This window comes from Nitrospinota bacterium (assembly GCA_035528715.1).
In the GTDB taxonomy this organism is placed as follows: Bacteria; JADFOP01; JADFOP01; order DATKYB01; family DATKYB01; genus DATKYB01.
Window position 1 is genome coordinate 1 of record DATKYB010000083.1, and the last position, 20585, is coordinate 20585.

Consider the following 20585-nt stretch of genomic DNA (forward strand, 5'->3'; position numbering starts at 1 on the left):
CTGAAGAGCCATGTTCAATGAATTTATCCGGCAAACCCATTCTCTTCACAACAACATTTCTAAGATTTTCCTTTTCAAAAAGTTCTAATACAGCGCTTCCAAATCCTCCTTGGATGGCATTTTCTTCAACAGTAAGGATCAAACCGCTCTCTTTTGCGACATTTATAATCATCTCCTTATCCAGAGGCTTAACGAACCTGGCATTCACAACCCCTATATTCATTCCTTCTTTTTCAAGATTTTGGGAAGCTCTCAAAGCAGGATAGACCATATTCCCAATTGCGATGATGGTCGCATCTTTTCCGCTCTTAAGTTCCTCTGCCTCTCCGATATTCAATACTTTTATCTCTTCATCCAATTGAACCCCTTCCCCTTTGCCTCTTGGATATCGAACAGCCGCAGGTCCGGGAAATTCTATAGCTGTTTTAAGCATATGCTGCAGCTCGTTCTCATCTTTTGGAGCCATGAGAACCATATTGGGAAGGGACCTCAGGTAAGTAAGGTCAAACGATCCATGATGCGTTGGCCCATCTTCTCCTACGATCCCTGCTCTATCCATGGAAAAGGTAACAGGAAGGTTCATCAAAGAGATATCATGGACAATGGGATCAAAGGCTCTCTGCAAAAAGGTAGAATAGATGGCTAAAACAGGCTTGAATCCCTCAAGGGCCAATCCTGCAGCAAAGAGGGTTGCATGAGCCTCGGCAATTCCCACATCATAAAATCTTTCTGGAATTTCTTTGGCTAAGGCGTCAAGACCAGTCCCTTCAGGCATAGCAGCAGTAATGCCAATGATCTTCTCGTCTGCTCTTGCCAGTTTTACTATGGTTTTTGAAAATACCGAGGTATAGGAAGGGGGACCAGATTTTTTTGGAACCTCACCTGTTTCTGGATTAAAAGTGGAGACGCCATGGTAAAAAATGGGTTTTTTCTCTGCTGGCTCATATCCTTTCCCCTTTTTAGTAACGACATGTATTAAGATGGGCCTCTCCAGACGTTTCGCATTTTTGAAGGTTCTGATAAGAAGAGGAAGGTTATGACCCTTAATGGGACCCACATATTTAAATCCTAGGTCCTCAAAGAGCATCCCTGGTGTGATAAATTTCCTAAAGGCCTCCTCAAACCTGCTTATTGTCTTCAGCATATGTTCTCCAATCCCTGGTATAGGCTCAAGCACACTCTTGGTATCCTTTCTGAATCTGGAATAGACCTGACCTGTTAGCACACGACTGAGATAGGCAGAGAGGGCACCCACATTTCCAGAAATTGACATCTCATTATCATTTAATATAACGATTAAATCCCTTTTTAAGTGGCCTGCCTGATTGAGGGCTTCAAAAGCTATTCCGCCAGATAAAGACCCATCGCCCACAACAGCCACGACCTTAAAATCTTCCTTTTTCATGTCTCTTGCCTCAGCCATACCTAATGCAGCAGATATGGCTGTAGAGGCATGTCCAGCATTATAGGCATCATAAATGCTTTCTTCTCTCCTGAGAAACCCGCTGATTCCTTGATACTGTCTTAATGTATGAAAGACATCTCGCCTGCCGGTCAATATCTTATGGGCGTAAGCCTGATGTCCCACATCCCATATAATCTTGTCCTTTGGAGCATCAAATATATAATGCAGAGCTATGGTTAATTCGATGGTTCCTAAATTAGAAGAGAGATGGCCGCCTGTTTTTGATACGGTTTTAATAATAAATTCCCTCAGCTCTTCAGCGAGTTGTGGGAGTTTATCTGGGGATAATTTCTTTAAATCCTCTGGGCTATTGATCTGCCCTAGTAAATTTTCCATTATTTAAGCTCTCATCCTTTCTCTTAGATGTTATGATTTTCTAAAGAGGATAAAATTAGCAATATCTTTTAAGAAAAAGGCTTTCTTCCCAAATATTTTTAAGGATTTTATTGCCTCTTCAATCAGCTGGGCTGCCTTTTGTTTTGATTCCTTTAAACCATATATGGCTGGATAGGTAGCCTTATTCTTATCCCTATCTTTGCCTGTATCCTTTCCTAAAACCTCTTTTTCCCCCTCAATATCTAAGATATCATCAATGATTTGAAATGCAAGACCAATTTTTTCACCATATTGACTGAGAGCCTCAATTTTTTTCTTGCTGCCTCCTCCTAAAAACCCCCCAGCCCGTACAGAAGCTCTTATTAAAGCGCCTGTCTTTTTCTCATGGATATAATTTACCTCATCCTTATTTAACTTTGATCCTACGGAAAGAATATCAACGGCTTGTCCGCCAACCATCCCCTCAGCACCGGCAGCAGCAGCAATTTCATTGATGGTCTTTAATAATAATTCTGGCTTAAAATTTTTTATGAGAGCGGGATCTGTTATGATCTGGAAGGCAAGGGCAAAGAGGGCATCACCTGTAAGAATGGCCATGGCCTCGCCAAATACCTTATGATTTGTCAGCCTCCCTCTTCTGTAATCATCATTGTCCATTGAGGGGAGGTCATCATGGATCAAAGAATAGGTATGGATAAGTTCTATAGCAGATGCAAAAGGAAGAAGGTTTTCTTCTTCACCTCCAACGACTTCACCTGCGGCAAGGGTGAGGATGGGTCTCAGTCTCTTTCCTCCTGAAAAGAGGCTGTATCGCATAGACTCCAAGAGCCTTGGCGGATACTTATGCTCCCAAGAGACATATTTTTCAAGAGCTTGATCTATCAGCTCCTTCTTGGCTCTCAGGGACTCTTTAATCTCTGTCTCATGCTCTTTGTTTAAATCAACCTTCATCTTCCTCTATCTCTTCAGTTTCAAAGGGTTTAGCCTTTATTTCCCCTTCCTGGTCCTTTGTTAATATCTCTATCTTTTTTTCTGCATCTTTTAGCTTCTTATTACAGATTTTGGACAGCTTGATTCCTTCCTCAAAAAGCTTTAGAGATTGATCGAGATCCAGATTCCCTTCCTCGAGCTTTCCTACAATCTCTTCCAATCTTTTTAAGGCATTTTCAAACTTTATCTCTGCCATGTTTATGCTCCTTTTAAGACCTTGTTAACCTCACAGACCATTTCACCCTTTGATACCTTTACATTAACCTTGTCTCCTTTTGATACTGAAGATGCATCTTTTATCAGCGTCATCGATGGGTATTTTTGACATATACTGTAGCCACGAGCTAATACGGATAAAGGGCTTAAGATATCGAGGGCTTCTAGGATACCCTTAAAACTTTCCCTCTTCATCACCATGCGGTATGTCATAAAATTTGTTATCTCCTTTTGCAGGGTATAGAGCGTACTTCTTATATGAGAAATCTTTGTTTTAGGAGTGAGGTGAAGAATATTCTTTTTTAGGCTGTTTGAGGCCTCACGCGTCTTATTAATGGATTGAAGTATATCCCTCTTCAATCTCATATTGAATTCGTCCACTCTTTGCTGATATTGATTGATCGTTCTTTCAGGATAGATAAAAATCTTTCTCCTCAAAATACTATCGAGGCTTGATTTTTGTTGATTGATGTAAGACATGACGCTTCTCGCGAGAAGGTCAAAGTTCATTTTAATCCTCTTAAGAAGCTCTTCTTTGCTTTGAATGACCATCTCTGCTGCTGCTGATGGAGTTGGTGCTCTTAGATCAGCCACAAAGTCTGAGATGGTGTAATCGATTTCATGCCCTATTGCAGAGATGATAGGAATCCGTGATCTGAAGATGGCCCGGGCGACCACCTCTTCATTGAAAGACCAGAGGTCTTCAATCGAACCCCCGCCCCTAGCCAGTATTAATACGTCTGCTGCCTTGGCGGAGTTCATCTCTTCTATGGCCATGGCAATCTCTTGAGCTGAACGCTCCCCTTGAACCCTGACAGGATAGATCAGCATATGGATATTGGCAAACCTTCTCTCCATGACCCTTAAGATATCTCTAATGGCTGCACCTGTTGGCGAGGTGATGATTCCTATTTTTCTGGGTAAGATAGGTATCGGCTTTTTATGTTCCTTATTAAAAAGCCCCTCCTTGGATAGCCTTTCTTTTAATTGCTCAAAGGCAAGCTGAAGAGCCCCTATTCCCTTTGGCTCCATATGTTCGATGATGATCTGATATTCCCCCCTTGGTTCATAAACACTGATATTCCCAAAGACAACCACCTGAAGGCCGTCCTCCAGTTGAAATTTTAGGTTTCTGTTCTGATATCTGAACATCACAGCCCGAAGCTGGCTCGATTCGTCCTTTAATGTCAGGTAGATATGTCCAGAAGAGGGGGTTTTTATGTTGGAAATCTCCCCCTCAACCCAGATGCTGGAAAACTTCACCTCGAGGGTATCCCGGATCATCTTTGTGATCTCGGTTACAGAATAAACCTTCTTCTCCTCTTCTAAATCCTCTGTGTCAGAATCAAAAAGGTCCATAAAAACCTCTGAAAAAAGACATAAAAAAATCTTACTCTTATGTAAGCGCTATTGTCAAGGCAAATGGAAGTTCTCAAAAAAGGACAATTTTTTAAACCTTTTTGAAAGGATTTTGGGAATAAAATCCCTTGTTCAAGTAGAAGAATTTAAGAAGATATGTTTTATTGATTTTGTGCTTGTTTTTTCGTATAATATATATAATTGAATCCCATTTATTTAATTTAACCAATTGATTTATAATAAGTTATTTTATTTTTTTCATGCGATAATCCAGCTCTATTTTTCGTTTTGGACTCTATCTGCTATTATTTTATACTAAGATGAGATTATAATCTTTTATACTTAATGCAAGGTGATTGATATGGAAAAAAGAGGTGCAAAAAAAGAGGAATTGATAACAGAATTAGAAAAACTGCGAAAGCGGATTGCCAAGCTGGAAGTATTAGAAACCGAGCATAAGAAGGCAGAGGAAGAACTCGAAAAAAAGACAGAACAGCTCATAACCCTCTTTGATTTAGGTAAGAAGATTACTTCTCTTGTCTCAAAAGAGAAACTCATCCCCTGGATAGCTAGGCAGTCAGCAAGGCTTCTTGGTGCAGATGTCTGCAAGTTCTGGTTAAAAGAGGGAAATTATTTAGTAAGGGGAGGCGGCACAAGAGAGGGTATGGAGTTGATGCAAAAGAGGAGATTAAAGATAGGGGAGAGTCTAAGCGGCATCATCGCAAAAGAAAAGAGGCCTTTGGCTGTCGAAAATGTTTTAGATGAGAAGAGATACATAAGAAAACATAGGGACGTAGCCAAGAGACTTGGATATGTATCCTTTCTTGGTGTTCCTATGATGATAGCAAAAAAAACAGTTGGTGTGATTAATATCTATACAAAAAATCCAAGAAAATTTAAAAAGACGGATATAGAGCTTTTATCTGCCTTTGCTGATATGGCTGCCTTAGCCCTTGTGAATGCCAAGCTGTTTAGAGATTTAGAACAGGAAATCGCTGAGCGAAAACTGGCAGAGGAAAAAATCCAGGAGTCTCTTGAAGAAAAAGAAATACTTCTCAAAGAGGTTTACAACAGGGTCAGGAACAACCTAGAGGTCACCTCCAGCCTGCTCGCCCTCCAGTCAGGGCTCATCAAGGATAAGGAGACTGCTCATATCTACAGAGAATGTCAGGACCGATTGAAGACCATGGTTCTTGCCCATGAGAAGATTTACCGAACCAAAGAAATAGCAAAGATCGACTTTAGGAAATACATCATAGCCCTCACAAAGACCCTCTTTTATTCTTATGGAGCGGATACAGATAAGATTGCCTTAAAGATTGATATTGACGATACTTTTCTTGATATTGACACCGCCATTCCCTGTGGACTCATCATCAATGAGTTTGTGACGAATTCACTGAAGCATGCCTTTCCCGAAGGGAGAGAGGGAGAGATTGAGATATCTTTCCATCAAAAGGGTAAAGATAAGTTAGAGTTAAAGGTAAGGAATAATGGGATTGCCCTGCCAGAAGACTTTGGTTTCAGGAATGCAAAGTCAATAGGGCTGCAGATGATTAATATCTTAGTAAACCAGCTTCAGGGCGAGGTCAGGATCAACAGAGATGTAGGAGCAGAATTTCAGATACTCTTTAGCGAAGAGAGACAGAGAAGGGATTAATCCGTTTAGTTTTTATTTCAAGCCTTTTTTCCCTATTCAATTAAAAATCAGTAGCTTAAAAACATTTTCATCGCAGATATTTTAAAAGACACACTTCTCCTCTTATAAAAACTTTCCTGATTGAAAGACTTTTATGAGGAAGGTATTTCTCCTAAAAAATAATGATTGATTAAAAAAAATTTTTTAATTATACGTTGGTTACTACCATTATAACAGTAAACAGTAACCAGCCACCGAATAGGGCAATTGCAACCAGTTTCTTCTTCATCTTTGGCCTGTCCTCCTTTCCCAAGCATTTTTTGGAATTTTTTGACTTTGAATTTAAACCCAGACAAAAAACCTTTTCTGTATATAAAAAAAATAGAAAGATGTCAACCCTAAAATTGAATTTTTTTGGTTGTTCGTTTTTCATTTGCTATTGCAAAAATAGACATATGGAAAGAAATTATAGTTATAGAAGGAACACTTAAGATAAGAAGAAATGCTTGGAATAATAAAACTTGCTCTTAACAAGGGCTTTTTTAAAAAATTATTAGCAAACATTGGTCTTATTCTATTTTTATTCCTCAGTTTTTGTTCTGTCTCACACTCAGATGAAGGATACAAATCAGAAAATCAACCAGAACCTTCATCACAGTCCAATAAAAGCAGACAAAAAGAGAGTAAAAGGGATACCCTATTTGAATTGTTTCCAGATGTTAATGCTGCGATTGAAGTTGAAGCTGTTAGCGGCGGAGATTATACTTCAGGAGTAACAAGGGAAGTTCAGTTTGACGCATTGAGAATAAAAAAGTTTTTCTTTCAATTCAGCATTAAGGAAGTAAGCCTTTTTGACCCCTCACCCAAACAGTATGACAATGAGCTGGAATATGTAGGATTGGGATATGAAACAGCAGATGGCAGGATCAAAGCCTTCTGGGATCATACATGCCATAACCCGAGCCGAAAATTATCCGAAAAGGAAAGAAACGACATTCACTGGAATGAAATAGGAATGGGGTATGAGACAAAAGGGATGAGGCTTGGTTATAAAAATGAGGGTATCACATTTGATTCGGGATCAAAATGGCTGAATCGTCTCAATTGGAAAGCCTCTCTAAGCAGAATCTGGATGAGGACAGAAAATGATTATGAATGGATGTTTAAATTCGGAATAAGGGATGATGTTTACAGAATGGGTAAACAGGTCTTTTTCTTCCAGTCAAGCCTTGACTCCATCTATGATGACAGGGGGATTAACTTCAACGCAAATCTTGAGATAGGGGACAGAATCTCTTTTGCTGAAAATATCTACCTCATTCCCTTTGTCTCCTACAGGCATTTTAATGATTGGTATGCTCTGGGAGAAGAAGAGAATTTCTTTTCAGCTGGCCTGCGCTTGGAAATGGGTTTGGGCCAAAGAATTTCTGAGGGCATTTCAGATATAAAGAAATCAACGATTTCATGGGCTCCGAAATTTCATATTTATGGGGGTTATACGAATATCATTGAGAATGACGATTTTGGCCACAGCAGTGAAATCGCTATTGACACAGACCTTTTGCAATTAGACCAAAATAAGACATTCAGACTCAATACCTATGCAGGAATTCTCACACGGCCTCATGATTATAACCCTCATAATGTGAAGTATGAGATAGGGCCTTCTCTGGAGATTAACTTAGATCATCTTGACTTTAAAATTTTTCATTCCTATGCCACCCTTTATGGTCTTGATGATGAGGGTGTGATCAGGGATTATCATCTTCTTGGCTTAGGACTCAAGAACAAGAAGGCTTCTCATTGGAGTTTTGATGCGAATATCGGCGCTTATCCGTTAACAAAAGATTTCGATTACTGGGGTGATGCAAGCGGAAGCCTGGGTTTTCAATTGCTCAAGGAAGGGATAACCCCATATATACAAAGCTCAGGTCATTTTTTGCAGGGGGATGATAATTCCTTATTTGGTCATGCCATTGAGGGAGGGATGAAGATTCCTGGGAAAAGAGGGAGCTTAAGTCTCTATTTCCGTTACCAGGATGATAGTGATGTTTTCAAATTTGGAAAAGGAATACAGAGACTGGCTGGAATCAAATTTAAGTTTTAATAATCGGCGACATCACGAATAGATAATAATATCTTCTATTCGCCGCTTTGGAACATGATGTTTATTCTCTTTGTCGCGCCAGTATTTGATATCCCCATCTGCATCAACCTCTTCAATGATCACAGTCTCTTTTGGCTTTCCGAGAGCCAGAACAAGGAGGATCTGATAACGGGATGGTATATTAAGGGCCTTTTGGAGTTCATCTCTTTTTACTGAACCAACCATACACCCGCCCAAACCTTTTTCAGTTGCACCCAGAAGAATGCTTAGCGCTGCAATCCCATGATCACAGCCAAAGTTCTGGGTTATTTCTCTATCTCCTAAAATGATAATATAAGCTGAAGGCTTTTCTCCCTCTTTTGGCCCGTCCCAATCTTTAAGATAACCAGCCCAGACCAGATGGGGAAAAATCAAAGCGTTTTTTTCCGGGTCAGAGGAAAGAAAATATTTTAAAGGTTGTAGATTGGCTGCCGATGGAGAAAGTCTTGCAAGCTCAACAAGCTCTTTGAGTGTTCTGGGTTCGATGGCAACATTCTGATGAAATCTTCTGTAGCTTCTATTGCTTTTTATTAAATCTTTGATCATTTCAAACACCTCAAATTTGTTAAATAATTTATCTACGTTTTAACAATTCATTGGGATTCAGTCAATAGATGATTGCAGTTTGTGAGATGAGTGATGGTGAAAAGGCAGGTAAAAAATAATGACGACAACGTTTTGAAAAAGCTTTTTGTTCATTTCTTGCTTGTTCAAGAAACGAGAGGGATTAAAAGCATTCATAATGTCCTGAAAAGCAGGGATTATACAATCCCCAAAACAGTCCTTGCTTGTTTGACATATTCTGGCAAAAAATTATATACTTAGTATTAGTGCGGATAGCGCAAATGGTTGATCGGGATATTCTGCGAAAAAAATCTCATTTCTCTGAAAGAACGGGTTCTGAACAGAGCTTGATCATATAATGAACAGCCTTTTTCACTCAATAATAAATAGAAATTTCAACTTATGGGAATAGAATTCAGCATCAGAAAATTCGCATATCCGATAAGCATCTTGAAATTAAGACGATTTCTCGAAAAGAGCCAGTGGTTTTCCGAAGAAGAACTAAAAGAATACCAGAACAAAAGGCTCAAAGAGATATTAGAACACTGCTATGAAAATGTCCCCTACTATCGAAATCTTTTTCATACGCTTAAACTAAAACCGGACGACTTTAAAGATACCGAAGACCTGAAAAAGCTCCCTCTGCTCACCAAGGACATCATAAGAAAAAACTTTCACCTGCTCACCGCAAAGAACAGCAAAAAATTCCGGCCCTTTCTTTACAAAACATCGGGCACAAGCGGAAACCCCCTGGAATTTTATCTGGATAAACCGATGCATATTCTGGAGTTCTGCTATTACTGGCGCCACTGGTCATGGGGAGGGTACAGGCTCGGCGATCCCTTTCTGGACTTTGCTTTTGAATATTTTAATGATAGGAATATTGAAGATATTTCCTATTACCTGCCTCTCACAAGACACCTGATATTCAATTCGACGCAGGTCTCTTTTGCAAACCTGGACAGATTTGTAACCCAGATCAGAAAACACAAACCGCTTTTCCTGAAAGGTCTGCCCTCGACAATTGCCACCTTTGCCCTTTTGCTGGAAAAGGCCGGCTATACCGATATTTCTTTCAAGGCTGTTTTTACTGTTGCAGAAATGCTGCTGCCGCATCATAGACAGATTATAGAAAAAGCCTTTCACTGCCGCATACTCGATTCCTACAGTCATATGGAATCCACAGTGGCGGTGTCTCAGTGCCCGCACGGGAGTTACCATGTCAATTCGGAATACGGCGTATTTTCGATTGAAGAAAAAGAGCAGATAAGTGATTATGGGGGAGATAAGGTCGGTGAGATCATAGGAACTTCTCTCCATAATTTTGCCATGCCCTTTCTCAGGTATAAAACCGGGGATCTGGCAGTAGACAATTCCTCTGGCGAGAAATGCCCATGCGGACGGGGGCTCCCTTTAGTTAAAAATATTGTCGGAAGGACCCTCGGGGTTTTCATAACACCCGATAACAGATTTGTTTCCGGTATGGCGATACCGATCGATTATATCGAAGGGATCTTATGGTATCAGTTTATTCAGGAGAGCAAAAAGAAATTCATAATAAAAATAACCAAAAGAGACGATATCTCTCAAGAATTCATCAAAGAGAGACTAACATATTATTATAAAGAAATCCTCGGAGAAGATATCGACCTTACTATCACATTCGTGCCTTTAGACTCCTGGGACAAAACATCCAAGCATTCCTCTGTCGTATCGAAGCTTAATGTCGGTGATTTTATTTGAAAAGACACCTTTCTTCCATCCAGAACTGTTTAGAACATTCGATACTTTCTCAGTAGAAACATTCATCAAAGCCCGGCCCGATGAAAAGGCATTTTCAATGCCGTAAAAAAACAGAGGAGTATTGGGAAAGTTTGTCCTTTTCTTGCTCGTCCAAGAAAAGGACAAAAAGAAGGACGCCCCGACCGCTTTTCTTGACGGCATTTGACTTCGCTCGCTTCGGAGAAACAACAAACTCGAGCTTTGCTCTCAGACAGTTGCTTCTTTTTTCCTTGCTCACTCGCCCAATACCTAAAAAGCGGAAGGGGAGGTTTCAAAAAAGATGATTTCCTCGCTCCGCTCACCTTCAACCTGAAAAATCGTAAAGGGGGATTAAATTTAAAGCCTAACGGCGGAACTCACCTGCCTGGAAGGGGCGAAGCCCCTGACAGGTCAGGTGCAGTGACTTGTTGGGCGGCTTCGCGCCTAAAGACTTCTGTGAAAACCACCATGTTGTCTGATCATTGCCTTCAATTAGCCTTGTTGGCAACCAAAGTGATCCATTTGCTACATGTCAATTCCATCAATGAACACCTGCTTGTCACTCAGCGATATGTTCTGCTGGAGCAGCTTGACGTATAGATGTACTGCAGTGTTCACCCGGATGAATCCCTTCATGCTCCTTAGCAGCATATGGTCTCGCTCGCATAAGCAGCGAATTTGCTGAATTCCACTCAGCAGTGCCTGGTTGTTCACGTATCTGACAAGCACAGCCAGGTGCGCCGGATCTTTGAATCCGATTGGGGTAAGCATGATTAGCTTCATGATGTCACTAGGCTTGAGAACCTCTGGCAAGATACGGGTGGTGGTCAATAAGAATCCAATCATTCGCAACTTCAAGCTGAGAGCTTTCACGGTGATCCGCATGATCTGGCTCCAATCCCAGAAGCCCAAACAGGCCAAGATCTCCCCCTGATCTTCCAGGACGAGCAAGCTGTCAGAACTGTACGCAGGCGTCCGGTTGATAAATTGGGCCAACGCCTCAGCCGAGGTCAGTTCATAAAACTCAAAGCCTTGCCAGGTCTCATTCAACAACTCGGCTACCGTTGCCAGGTCCTTGGATGTGACAGGTCTGATCCTTCCCATTGAAGGTACGTTCATCTCTTTGCGAACCACCAGGGCTGGCATAACAAGCGTGCGATGCAGCTTGAAGCCCCGACTCTCAATGCATTGCATAGAGGGCAAGTTGCCCTCCATAATCAGGGTGTAAGCCAATACCGCACCCTGTTGGCTCAGGTAATCTTCACGCTGCTGGAGAAGCTGGCTCGCAACACCCTTCCTGCGGGCGTCGGGAGAAACGAAAGCCTGAAAGATATAACCGACCCGTCTGATTTTGCCGTTCACGATGGCGTCCCGCAGGGCACAAGCTGCTGACCCGATTATGCGGTAACCTTCGCAAGCCACGAGGACCTTGTGCGACTCATACGCTTTAGCCCGGGCAAAAAAGTCGGGTGTATTGACAGTGGACGCGACGAGCCTTGTACCTTGTGGGCATTTCGCCTGAAGCTCCTGGAGTTCGTCGTTATCCTCTGGTACCGCTTCACGGATATTCATTGTGTAACTCTCCATCGCAAAATTTTTAGCCACCTAAAAATTAATAGACGAAATTGTTTATTTAAGCATTTTTCTCTGTTGTGGTAAATCTATATCGTATTTTTGAAGATTATACAATAAAAGGTATCAAAAGTTTATAATAATTAATAAGTTGAGAGCATTCGCTATCAAAATTTTCTCTTGATCAAAATTAGTAATATTATTATAACAGCAGAAAATACGAAATATGTCTAATGTTCCCAAAAGCCCGCTTGACAATCTTTATGCAAATAACCATAGGTGAAATATATCAAGGTGGCAAGGGGATACATAGTCCGTTGGATACAATATGATGTATTTGTTGGGAAAAGGAGGGGCTCTTTATATATTTTTTCAGTTTTAAATTCCCCTTTAGATTTTTCAGGGATTTTTCCTCCGGAGAATCGCAAAGCGATTTTTCCTTGTCTTTTTTAAACCCCATTTCGTTTTTTAGGTGTTTAACAAGCGAGTGAGGATGATAGAAACAGCTGTTTGAAGCCGAAGGCTGAGTTTGCTGCTTCTCCGAGCGAGCGCAGTCAAATGCCGTTAAGAAAAGCAGTCGGGGCATCCTTCTTTAGCTACCTTTCTTGGGTGAGCAAGAAAGGTAAAAAGAAATACTTGTTGCTTCTCGAAGCAGAGTGGAGGCAAAAACCGTTAAGAAAAGCGAGGGATGCCCTTCTTTGGTAACTTTTTTGGGCAAGCAAGAAAGTGACATAAATTTTATCACTTTTTTAAAGCTCTTCCATGAGCCCCTCTGCCTCTTCCTTCATCAATTTCTTAAATTCAGGGGGAATTTCTGTCTTTGCTGTGCCGGCCGTGCATAAGTCTATGCTGTTTACCAGATTGTCCATTTTATGATAGGGGATGCTCACAATCAGCTCATCAGGAGCAAACTTCTTCATCCTTCTTGCCGTGTAATCAAGAAAGCTTATATTGATCTCACCGGATACTAAGGGATAAGCTACAGCCATATGACATGCAGAACCAACCATCTCTGTTTTGGGGGATATGCCATCCTGAAATGTGGCAAGGGTAATAAGCCTGCATGCCTGCTCTGCATTGCAGAGAAATAATACCAAATCAGGCATCATCTCTGCCTTTTCCATTGGAGAAAATACCACATAATCTGCCAATCCAAGAGGAGGCTGGGCTGTAAGAGTTGTAACCCTGTGAAACACGGCTATGGAGCAAAAGAGCTTTTCTCCATGAACCAGGAATTTTTTTAAGGCTTTGTCTCCTTCACCTTTTGGTTTCGGGCCCAGACCAAGGTGAAATGTGCCGCCAATACAGGATGAACTCTCCTTGCTGATATTGATAATTTCCCCATCACGGACATCCTTGAAGGCCTGACATGCCCAGCTTTTCCCCTTGTTCCCCCTTTTATCAGGCTCCATAGAATAGGTAACAGAGACAGGGCTCCCCTTTAAATTCAAAACAATTTTTAATCTTTCAGCCTGATCTTTCCATTTCATATGATGTCACCTCCTTGAAAACTTAAATTAATCATTTACTATCAAAAAGGCAGGATTGAGTCAATAAGTATTTGCTTTCTCTAAGTCCCCTCCTCCTTTTTAAGTATCTTTCAAATTAAAAAAGGAAAAGAAGGACGAGCAAGAAAAGCAAAAATCACCTCTTTTCCTACCCTACTCTGTAATTATTAATAGCCTAATAGATTGAATATAAAGGTGTCTTAAAAATTTGTAATTTTAAAAACAGATAATATTATTAAAATAGAGGATAGATATTAATAAGAGGTTAAATATGAAAGAAAAAACATATATAGCATATAAAATAGGGGAGAGAGTCCCCAAGAGCGGGAAATATGAATGTGTGGCCTGTGAAGATTTTGGAATGAAAAAACGACCATTTTTAAAAGAAGGAGACGATTTCCCAGAATGTTCATCATGTGGCAAAGATGCTTTATGGAAACGGTCTAAAATTACCTTTCCTTCTTTTATCAGCCCACATTATTTTCATAGAAATTAAAAAGTTGACCTTTTTCCGCTTTTCAGGGATTTTTCCTGACGGAGAATCGCAAGGCGATTTAACAGGTGAGCGAGGATATTTGTCATTTGAGCTTTGTCATTGGGATTTAGCTTTATAAGGGCTTCTTCTTTTTTTTAGGTTTTTCCCCTTTATCCCTTAAGTCTATTTCATAAAAAAGGTTTAAATGCAAAAAAATTTTGACATATGACTTTTTGGATGTTAATTTGAAAATCAAAATACATTAAAACAAAGGAGGGGAAATGGCAGACAATGTAATACTTTGCCCTGTGGATTTAAGCCCCATATCGATAAAGGCACTCAAGAAAGCAGCTGAACTTGCCCGTATCTATAATGCCAAGCTGGCACTGCTCCATGTTGACGAGCATCTCATGGATGAGAAAGAAATGGTCATGCTGAGGGTTAGTGTTAAGGATTTTCAGGAGAGACAGAAAAAATATATGGAAGAAGTGGAAAAGAAAATGGTCGAAGAGGTCAAAAAGGCAGGCGCAGATGATTTAAAAGTCGATTATATACAGAAAGAGGGTAAAAAAGCATATAAAGAGATACTGGAGGTTGCTGATGAAATCAATGCTTATATGATTGTGATGGGAACAAGTGGTCATTCAAGCATTGAGGAACTCTTTCTGGGAAGTAATGTCGAAAACGTGGTGCGCCGCTCCAAGATTCCTGTCTTAACGATTCGAGGATAATTGCTTTTTTTTCTGTTAAAATAAAAATTTTTTTAACCTTCCTCTTTTGCACTCTTATCTTTGTTATCCTTTGTTCTAACAAACAGAAGAGGAAGATTTTTTAAAGGATGCAGAAACAAGAAATTCGCAAAAGAATCTGGAATTTGATGGAAAAAGAAGGAGTCTCTCTTTTCCCCGGCTCCAAGGGAAGAATTCCTAATTTTAAAGGCGCGGATAGCGCAGCAAATCTCCTCTCCAATCTCAAAGAATGGCAGAATGCGAAGGCAATTAAGGCAAATCCTGACTCTCCACAAAGAGCAGTCAGGCATCTCGCCCTAAACTCTGGCAAGACGATTTTTATGGCTGTGCCAAGGCTAAGAGATAAAAAATGTTTCATCAAACTCGATCCCTCAAAAATTAATCCCAAAGATATCTCAAAGGCCTCTTCGATAAAGGGTGCTTTCAAATACGGTATTCCTGTTCATCCCAAAGAAATCCAACAAGTCGACCTGATTGTTGCCGGCTCAGTAGCCGTAAGCAGAAAAGGGAGTAGAATCGGCAAAGGGGGTGGCTTTTCTGATCTGGAGTATGCTATTGGACGGGAATTTGGTTTTGTGAAAGAGGATATACCCATTGTAACGACTGTTCATCCCCTTCAGATTGTGGATGGAGAGCTTCCAGAGTGTGACCATGACTTTAAAATTGATTTTATTGTTACACCGGATGAGGTTATCTCAACAAAAAGGGAGGGTGGCAGGCCCAAAGGAATCATAAGAGAACATCTCAAAGAAGAAAAAATTGAAGAAATCCCTATTCTTCAAGAAATCCTGTCTTGAGATAAAAAAGAGGACAAGCAAGGAACAAGAGAATATTTATATGCCTTGACCCTCTTTCCAACTGATGATACATTTTTTTAAAAATTTAAAACTCCAAAGAAAAAAATCTTATGCCCCTCTTATTTACCGAAAAGAAAATAGGAAGCCTTGAGATAAAGAATCGTATTGTCCGCTCTGCAACCTATGAAAAGATGGCTACAGAAAATGGAGAGGTTACAGAGAGACTCATCGAATGTCATAAAGAGCTCGCAAGAGGCGGAGCTGGTCTTATTATCACGGGTCATGCCTTTGTCCATCCCATGGGCAAGGTGAGTCATTTCATGACAGGGATTCAAAGTGATGACATGATTCCAGGACTTAGGAGACTCACAGATTCCGTTCATAATGAAGGGGGAAAGATTTGCATCCAGATAAACCACGGCGGTCGACAGGTAGACAAAAAGGCTATTGGAGGCAAAACCCCTCTGGCTCCTTCTCCTGTTCCTGACCGAGTAAGTAAGACCTCTCCAAGAGAGATGACAGATGGTGAAATTCAAGAAGTCATAGAGGCCTTTTGTTTAGCTTCTGAAAGAGCAAAAATGGCTGGTTTTGATGCTGTCCAGATTCACGGGGCACATGGATTTCTCATAAGTGAGTTTATCTCCCCTTATACGAACAGGAGAGAGGATATATGGGGAGGGAGTTTGGAAAACAGAATGCGCTTTCCATTGGAGGTCTACAGTGGGGTGAGAAGGGTGGTTAGTAAGGATTATCCCGTATTGATTAAGCTCAACTCTGAAGATTTTTTGGAAGGGGGTCTTGAGGTCAAAGAGAGCATTGCCATAGCTTTGGAATTAGAAAAGGAGGGGATTGATGCCATTGAAATCAGCGGAGGAATGAGGGAATCAAGACTCGGTGCAGCCAGGAGGGATATCCTGAAAGAGGATATGGAGGCCTATTTCCTTGCCAATGCAAGAGAGTTCAGGAAGGCTCTGAATATCCCTCTCATCCTTGTTGGAGGGTTGAGATCAATGAAGGTTATGGAGGGGGTTCTGGAGGAGGGGACAGTTGATTTTGTCTCGATGAGCCGGCCGCTCATCAGAGAGCCAGATCTCCCAAATAAAATGAAAGAGGGAAAGGAAAAGGCGGACTGTATCTCCTGCAATGGCTGTTTTGGTTTAAAACTCGAATATACTCGCTGCACACAGGTTAAAAAATGAAAAAGATTTCAGACAGGGATTTTTTGAAAGGGGTAATTTCCCGATTCTTTGTCTGGGCCCTTCTTATTATTGCCCTCTTTTATTATCTCGGTATAAAGCTCGATTATAAATATATGGCCCTTATCTTTATTGGGCTCTTCATTATCGTTATTTTTTATTACCTAAGGAAAATGTCTTGAATTTATAGAAATCCTTTATTTCTTCTTTCCCCTTACCTTTTTCCCTGCCCAATCCTCTAACATATTAATAATGGCACAAAAATCCTTTTCTCCCAGCCCCTTTTCCAATGCCTTTCTGTATATCTCCAATGTGCGGCCTGTAAGGGGGAGGGGAACCTGCAGTTCCTCTGCTGCATCAAGGATAAGGTGGAGGTCCTTATACATATGCTTGAGGGCAAAGTTTGTCTTGAAGTTTCTCTTTAAGATTGCCGGGCCTTTTACCTCTATTAGTGCTGCCTTGCCTGCGCCTGCACTCAAGACCTTTAGTAGGAGGTCAGGGCTTACACCTGCTTTTGTTCCCAGGACAAGTCCTTCAGCCATGGCCTGATTGATAATTGCGGCAATAAGATTAACCACAAGCTTCATGTATGAACCCATACCGCTTTTTCCCATGTAGAATATCTTCTTTCCCATCTTTTTTAGGATTTTTAATGATTTATCATAGGCATCCTTTTTCCCTCCGACCATGATACAAAGGGTCCCTGCTATTGCTCCTGGAACGCTCCCACTTACAGGCGCATCCAGCATCTCGACACCCTTTTTCTTTAACCTTTGAGCAACTTCTCTTGTAAATGTTGGAGCAATGGTGCTCATGTCAATGAGGATTGAACCATTTTTAACCCCGTGTATAACTCCATTTTTCCCAAGAACAACCTCCTTTAATGCAGGAGGGTCGCTTATCATGGTAATGATTACCCTGGACTTTTTTGCTAACTCCTCAGGACTCTTTGCACTTTCAGCGCCAGCCTCGACCAGCTCCTTCATCTTCCTCTTGGTCCTGTTGTAAACAACCAAAGGATAACCTGCCCCCAGTAGATTCTTTGCCATAGGTTTTCCCATCAAACCAAGACCTATAAAACCAATCCTTTGTTTCATTTTCAGCTGACCTCCTTTGTCTTTTGGTTAATGTGCCTCATTCCAGTTCTTTCCTGTATTGATATCAACAGAAATGGGAACCTTCATTTCCCTGACCCCTTCCATCTCATTCTTGACAAGGCTCTTGATTGCCTCCATCTCGTCTTTTAAAACCTCAAAGACGAGTTCATCATGGACCTGCAGGATCATCTTTGACTTTAAACTTTTTTTCATCATCATATGATGAATATTGATCATGGCTACCTTTATCAAGTCGGCTGCAGAGCCCTGAATGGGTGTATTCATAGCCGTTCTTTCCCCAAACTCCCTTACATTCTTATTCTTGCTCTCTAACTCAGGAATGTATCTTCGCCGATTTAAAATGGTCGTTGTATGGCCCTTATCGTAGGCCTTTTTAATGGTATCCTCTATATATTCCTTTACCTTCGGATATTTTTGAAAATATCCCTCTATATACTCTTTGGCATCCTTTTGAGAGATGTTTAATTGTTTAGAGAGTCCAAAAGGACTTATCCCATAGATAATCCCGAAATTTACCGCCTTTGCAACCCTTCTCATATCAGGGGTGACTGTCTCGGGAAATACGCCGAATATCTCCCTGGCTGTGGATGCATGGATATCTTCCCCTTTTTCAAAGGCCTTGATCATGGCCTTGTCTTCAGATAAATGGGCCAAAAGGCGGAGTTCTATCTGGGAGTAATCTGCTGAGAGGAGAAGATTTCCTTTATCTGGGATAAAGGCCTTTCTTATCTCCCGACCCACATCAGTTCTGATCGGAATGTTTTGGAGATTTGGATTGCTGCTGCTCAGTCTTCCAGTAGCTGTGACTGTCTGGTTAAAGGATGTATGAATCCTACCTGTTTTGGGATTGATGAGTTTTGACAGTGAATCGATATAGGTGGATTTTAATTTCGAAAGAAGACGGTAATTGAGTATCTCAGCAGGAAGCTCATGCTGCAGTGCAAGCTGTTCCAATACATCCACGTCTGTAGAATAGCCGGTCTTTGTCTTTTTTACGGGTGATAGTTTCAGTTTATCAAAGAGGATCTCCCTTAATTGCAATGGAGAATTGATATTAAATTCTTCTCCTGCAAGTTTGTATATCTTTGAGGTTAAATTATCAAGCTGTAGCTTAAGTGTTTTGGACATCTCCCTTAAAAAGTCCCCATCAATCCTAACCCCATTTTTTTCCATTGTGGCAAGGACATTTACTAGAGGGAGATCTACCTGATAAAGAAGGTCCTCTAATTCCTTTTCTTTGATTAATGGAGAGAGAACCTTGGTTAGCTGGAAGGTAATATCCGCATCCTCTCCAGAATATCGGGTTGCTGTTTCAATATCAACCTGATGGAATCCAATCTCTTTTTTACCTGTTCCAACGATCTCTTTGTATGTCGTCATCTTATAATTGAGATACTCCAAGGCAATATCTTCAAGATTATGGTTTCTTTTCGAGGGATTGATGAGATAGGAGGCAAGCATTGTATCAAAGACAACCCCCTTAAGGTCTATACCTGCATTAGAGAGAACAATAATCTCGTATTTGATATTCTGCCCAAACTTTTTTATGTTCTTATCTTCAAGGAGTGGCTTTAAAGATTTTAAGACAAAATCTTTTTTTATCTGTGCTGGTGCATCTGGGTATTCATGAGAAACAGGAACATAAAATGCCTCGTCTTCTTTAGTAGAAAGAGAAATCCCTACAATATCTGCCCTCATAGGCTCCTTGTGGGTTGTTTCTAAATCAACAGCAAATTCTCCTCTCTTCTTTAATTTTTCGATCAGGTCTTTTAGATCATCTTGCTTAAAAATGGTTTTATATCTCTTTTCAGAAATATCCTTTTTGATGGTAAATTCCTTCAGGAGCTTCGAAAATTCAAGCTCTTTAAAGAGCTCTATTATCTCTTCTTTTTTAATCTCCCTCACCTTTAATTCTTCAAGATCAACATCTACTGGCATATCTGTATCAATGGTGCAAAGCTTCTTGCTCAGCAGGGCATCTTCCTTATGGATTTTAAGGCTTTCTTTTAACTTTTCTTTTTTTATCCTGTCTGTGTTCTTATAGAGATTATCAATGCTATTGAATTCTTTAATCAGCTCGATAGCTGTCTTCTCCCCTATGCCCGGAACACCCGGTATATTGTCAATTTTGTCTCCCATCAAAGCCATGATCTCTACAAGGCGTGAAGGCTCAACGCCAAACCTTTCTTTTACAGCTGCTACGTCATAGGTCTTATCTTTCATAGTATCTTTAACAATGACATCTTTAGTGATTAATTGAAAAAGGTCTTTGTCTCCGCTGATAATCGTTACCTTAAAACCCTTTTTTTCTGCCTGCCTCACAACGGTTCCAATAAAATCATCAGCCTCATAGCCCTCCTTCAGCAATATAGGTATGTTGAAGCTCTCCACAAGCTTAAAGATATAGGGTATCTGGGGAATCAGGTCATCAGGCGTATCAGGCCTCTGGGCCTTATATTCCTCATACTCTTCATGTCTAAAGGTGGGGCCCTTAGGGTCAAAGGCGATGGCAAGATAATCAGGTTTTTCTTCCTTGAGTATCTTTAAGAGCATATTCGTAAAGCCAAAGATGGCATTGGTTGGAAGCCCCTTGGAATTTGAGAGAAATTGTCTGATGGCAAAAAAAGCCCTGTAGATGAATGAGCTGCCATCGATAAGATATAAATGAGGGATTTTGGACATCTCCTCTAAAGA

General features: G+C 40.7%; 17 protein-coding genes. 7 read left to right on the top strand and 10 right to left on the bottom strand.

The genetic code is table 11. The annotated features are described in order from the left end of the window. The 4 genes from dxs to xseA form a co-directional block, all read right to left on the bottom strand. A partial coding sequence (gene dxs / locus VMW81_06280) for a 1-deoxy-D-xylulose-5-phosphate synthase (GenBank protein HUU50545.1) occupies nucleotides 1–1801 on the bottom strand: 1801 nt, incomplete at its 3' end. Nucleotides 1802–1831: 30 nt separating this feature from the next. After that, nucleotides 1832–2752 (bottom strand): farnesyl diphosphate synthase, encoded by a 921-nt coding sequence (locus VMW81_06285; GenBank protein ID HUU50546.1) that lies wholly within the window; start codon nucleotides 2750–2752, stop codon nucleotides 1832–1834. Then, nucleotides 2742–2987 (bottom strand): exodeoxyribonuclease VII small subunit, encoded by a 246-nt coding sequence (gene xseB / locus VMW81_06290; GenBank protein HUU50547.1) that lies wholly within the window; start codon nucleotides 2985–2987, stop codon nucleotides 2742–2744. Before xseB ends, VMW81_06285 begins: the two co-directional genes overlap by 11 nt. A 2-nt stretch (nucleotides 2988–2989) precedes the next feature. After that, entirely contained in the window at nucleotides 2990–4366 is a 1377-nt protein-coding gene (xseA, locus tag VMW81_06295) for an exodeoxyribonuclease VII large subunit (protein ID HUU50548.1), read from the bottom strand. 361 nt (nucleotides 4367–4727) lie between these two features. Between xseA and VMW81_06300 the strand changes: the two genes are divergently transcribed. Beyond that, on the top strand, nucleotides 4728–6026 hold the full coding sequence (locus tag VMW81_06300) for a histidine kinase dimerization/phosphoacceptor domain -containing protein (protein HUU50549.1): 1299 nt from the start codon (nucleotides 4728–4730) through the stop codon (nucleotides 6024–6026). 187 nt (nucleotides 6027–6213) lie between these two features. Here the strand turns inward: VMW81_06300 and VMW81_06305 are convergent, their stop codons facing one another. Next, entirely contained in the window at nucleotides 6214–6438 is a 225-nt protein-coding gene (locus VMW81_06305) for a hypothetical protein (GenBank protein ID HUU50550.1), read from the bottom strand. A gap of 69 nt (nucleotides 6439–6507) precedes the next feature. Between VMW81_06305 and VMW81_06310 the strand changes: the two genes are divergently transcribed. Continuing rightward, the gene (locus tag VMW81_06310) at nucleotides 6508–8112 is read left to right on the top strand and encodes a hypothetical protein (GenBank protein HUU50551.1); all 1605 of its coding nucleotides are present in this window, start codon (nucleotides 6508–6510) and stop codon (nucleotides 8110–8112) included. A gap of 12 nt (nucleotides 8113–8124) precedes the next feature. Here the strand turns inward: VMW81_06310 and VMW81_06315 are convergent, their stop codons facing one another. Continuing rightward, nucleotides 8125–8697 carry a nitroreductase family protein gene (locus VMW81_06315; protein HUU50552.1) on the bottom strand — a complete coding sequence of 191 codons (573 nt, stop codon included), beginning with the start codon at nucleotides 8695–8697 and terminating at the stop codon, nucleotides 8125–8127. Between the two features lie 420 nt (nucleotides 8698–9117). Here VMW81_06315 and VMW81_06320 point away from each other — a divergent pair, with 420 nt between their 5' ends. Next, nucleotides 9118–10458: a hypothetical protein gene (locus VMW81_06320; protein HUU50553.1), complete on the top strand. Its 1341-nt coding sequence runs from the start codon at nucleotides 9118–9120 to the stop codon at nucleotides 10456–10458. A gap of 543 nt (nucleotides 10459–11001) precedes the next feature. Here VMW81_06320 and VMW81_06325 read toward each other — a convergent pair. Together VMW81_06325 and VMW81_06330 are read right to left on the bottom strand one after the other, a co-directional pair. Continuing rightward, a complete protein-coding gene (locus VMW81_06325; GenBank protein HUU50554.1) occupies nucleotides 11002–12048 on the bottom strand; it encodes a GNAT family N-acetyltransferase in 1047 nt (348 codons plus the stop codon). A gap of 749 nt (nucleotides 12049–12797) precedes the next feature. Continuing rightward, the gene (locus tag VMW81_06330; protein HUU50555.1) at nucleotides 12798–13538 is read right to left on the bottom strand and encodes a DUF169 domain-containing protein; all 741 of its coding nucleotides are present in this window, start codon (nucleotides 13536–13538) and stop codon (nucleotides 12798–12800) included. Between the two features lie 289 nt (nucleotides 13539–13827). Between VMW81_06330 and VMW81_06335 the strand changes: the two genes are divergently transcribed. From VMW81_06335 to VMW81_06350, 4 genes are all read left to right on the top strand, one after another. Continuing rightward, nucleotides 13828–14052 (top strand): hypothetical protein, encoded by a 225-nt coding sequence (locus VMW81_06335; GenBank protein HUU50556.1) that lies wholly within the window; start codon nucleotides 13828–13830, stop codon nucleotides 14050–14052. 260 nt (nucleotides 14053–14312) lie between these two features. After that, on the top strand, nucleotides 14313–14762 hold the full coding sequence (locus VMW81_06340; GenBank protein ID HUU50557.1) for a universal stress protein: 450 nt from the start codon (nucleotides 14313–14315) through the stop codon (nucleotides 14760–14762). A gap of 107 nt (nucleotides 14763–14869) precedes the next feature. Next, nucleotides 14870–15577 (top strand): 5-formyltetrahydrofolate cyclo-ligase, encoded by a 708-nt coding sequence (locus VMW81_06345; GenBank protein ID HUU50558.1) that lies wholly within the window; start codon nucleotides 14870–14872, stop codon nucleotides 15575–15577. A 110-nt stretch (nucleotides 15578–15687) separates the two neighbouring features. Further along, the gene (locus VMW81_06350) at nucleotides 15688–16776 is read left to right on the top strand and encodes an NADH:flavin oxidoreductase (GenBank protein HUU50559.1); all 1089 of its coding nucleotides are present in this window, start codon (nucleotides 15688–15690) and stop codon (nucleotides 16774–16776) included. Nucleotides 16777–16970: 194 nt separating this feature from the next. Here VMW81_06350 and VMW81_06355 read toward each other — a convergent pair whose 3' ends face one another. Together VMW81_06355 and polA are read right to left on the bottom strand one after the other, a co-directional pair. Next, nucleotides 16971–17870, bottom strand: a complete 900-nt coding sequence (locus VMW81_06355; protein ID HUU50560.1) for an NAD(P)-dependent oxidoreductase — start codon at nucleotides 17868–17870, stop codon at nucleotides 16971–16973. A 27-nt stretch (nucleotides 17871–17897) separates the two neighbouring features. Further along, nucleotides 17898–20573, bottom strand: a complete 2676-nt coding sequence (polA, locus tag VMW81_06360; protein ID HUU50561.1) for a DNA polymerase I — start codon at nucleotides 20571–20573, stop codon at nucleotides 17898–17900. Between the last annotated feature and the right edge of the window lie 12 nt (nucleotides 20574–20585).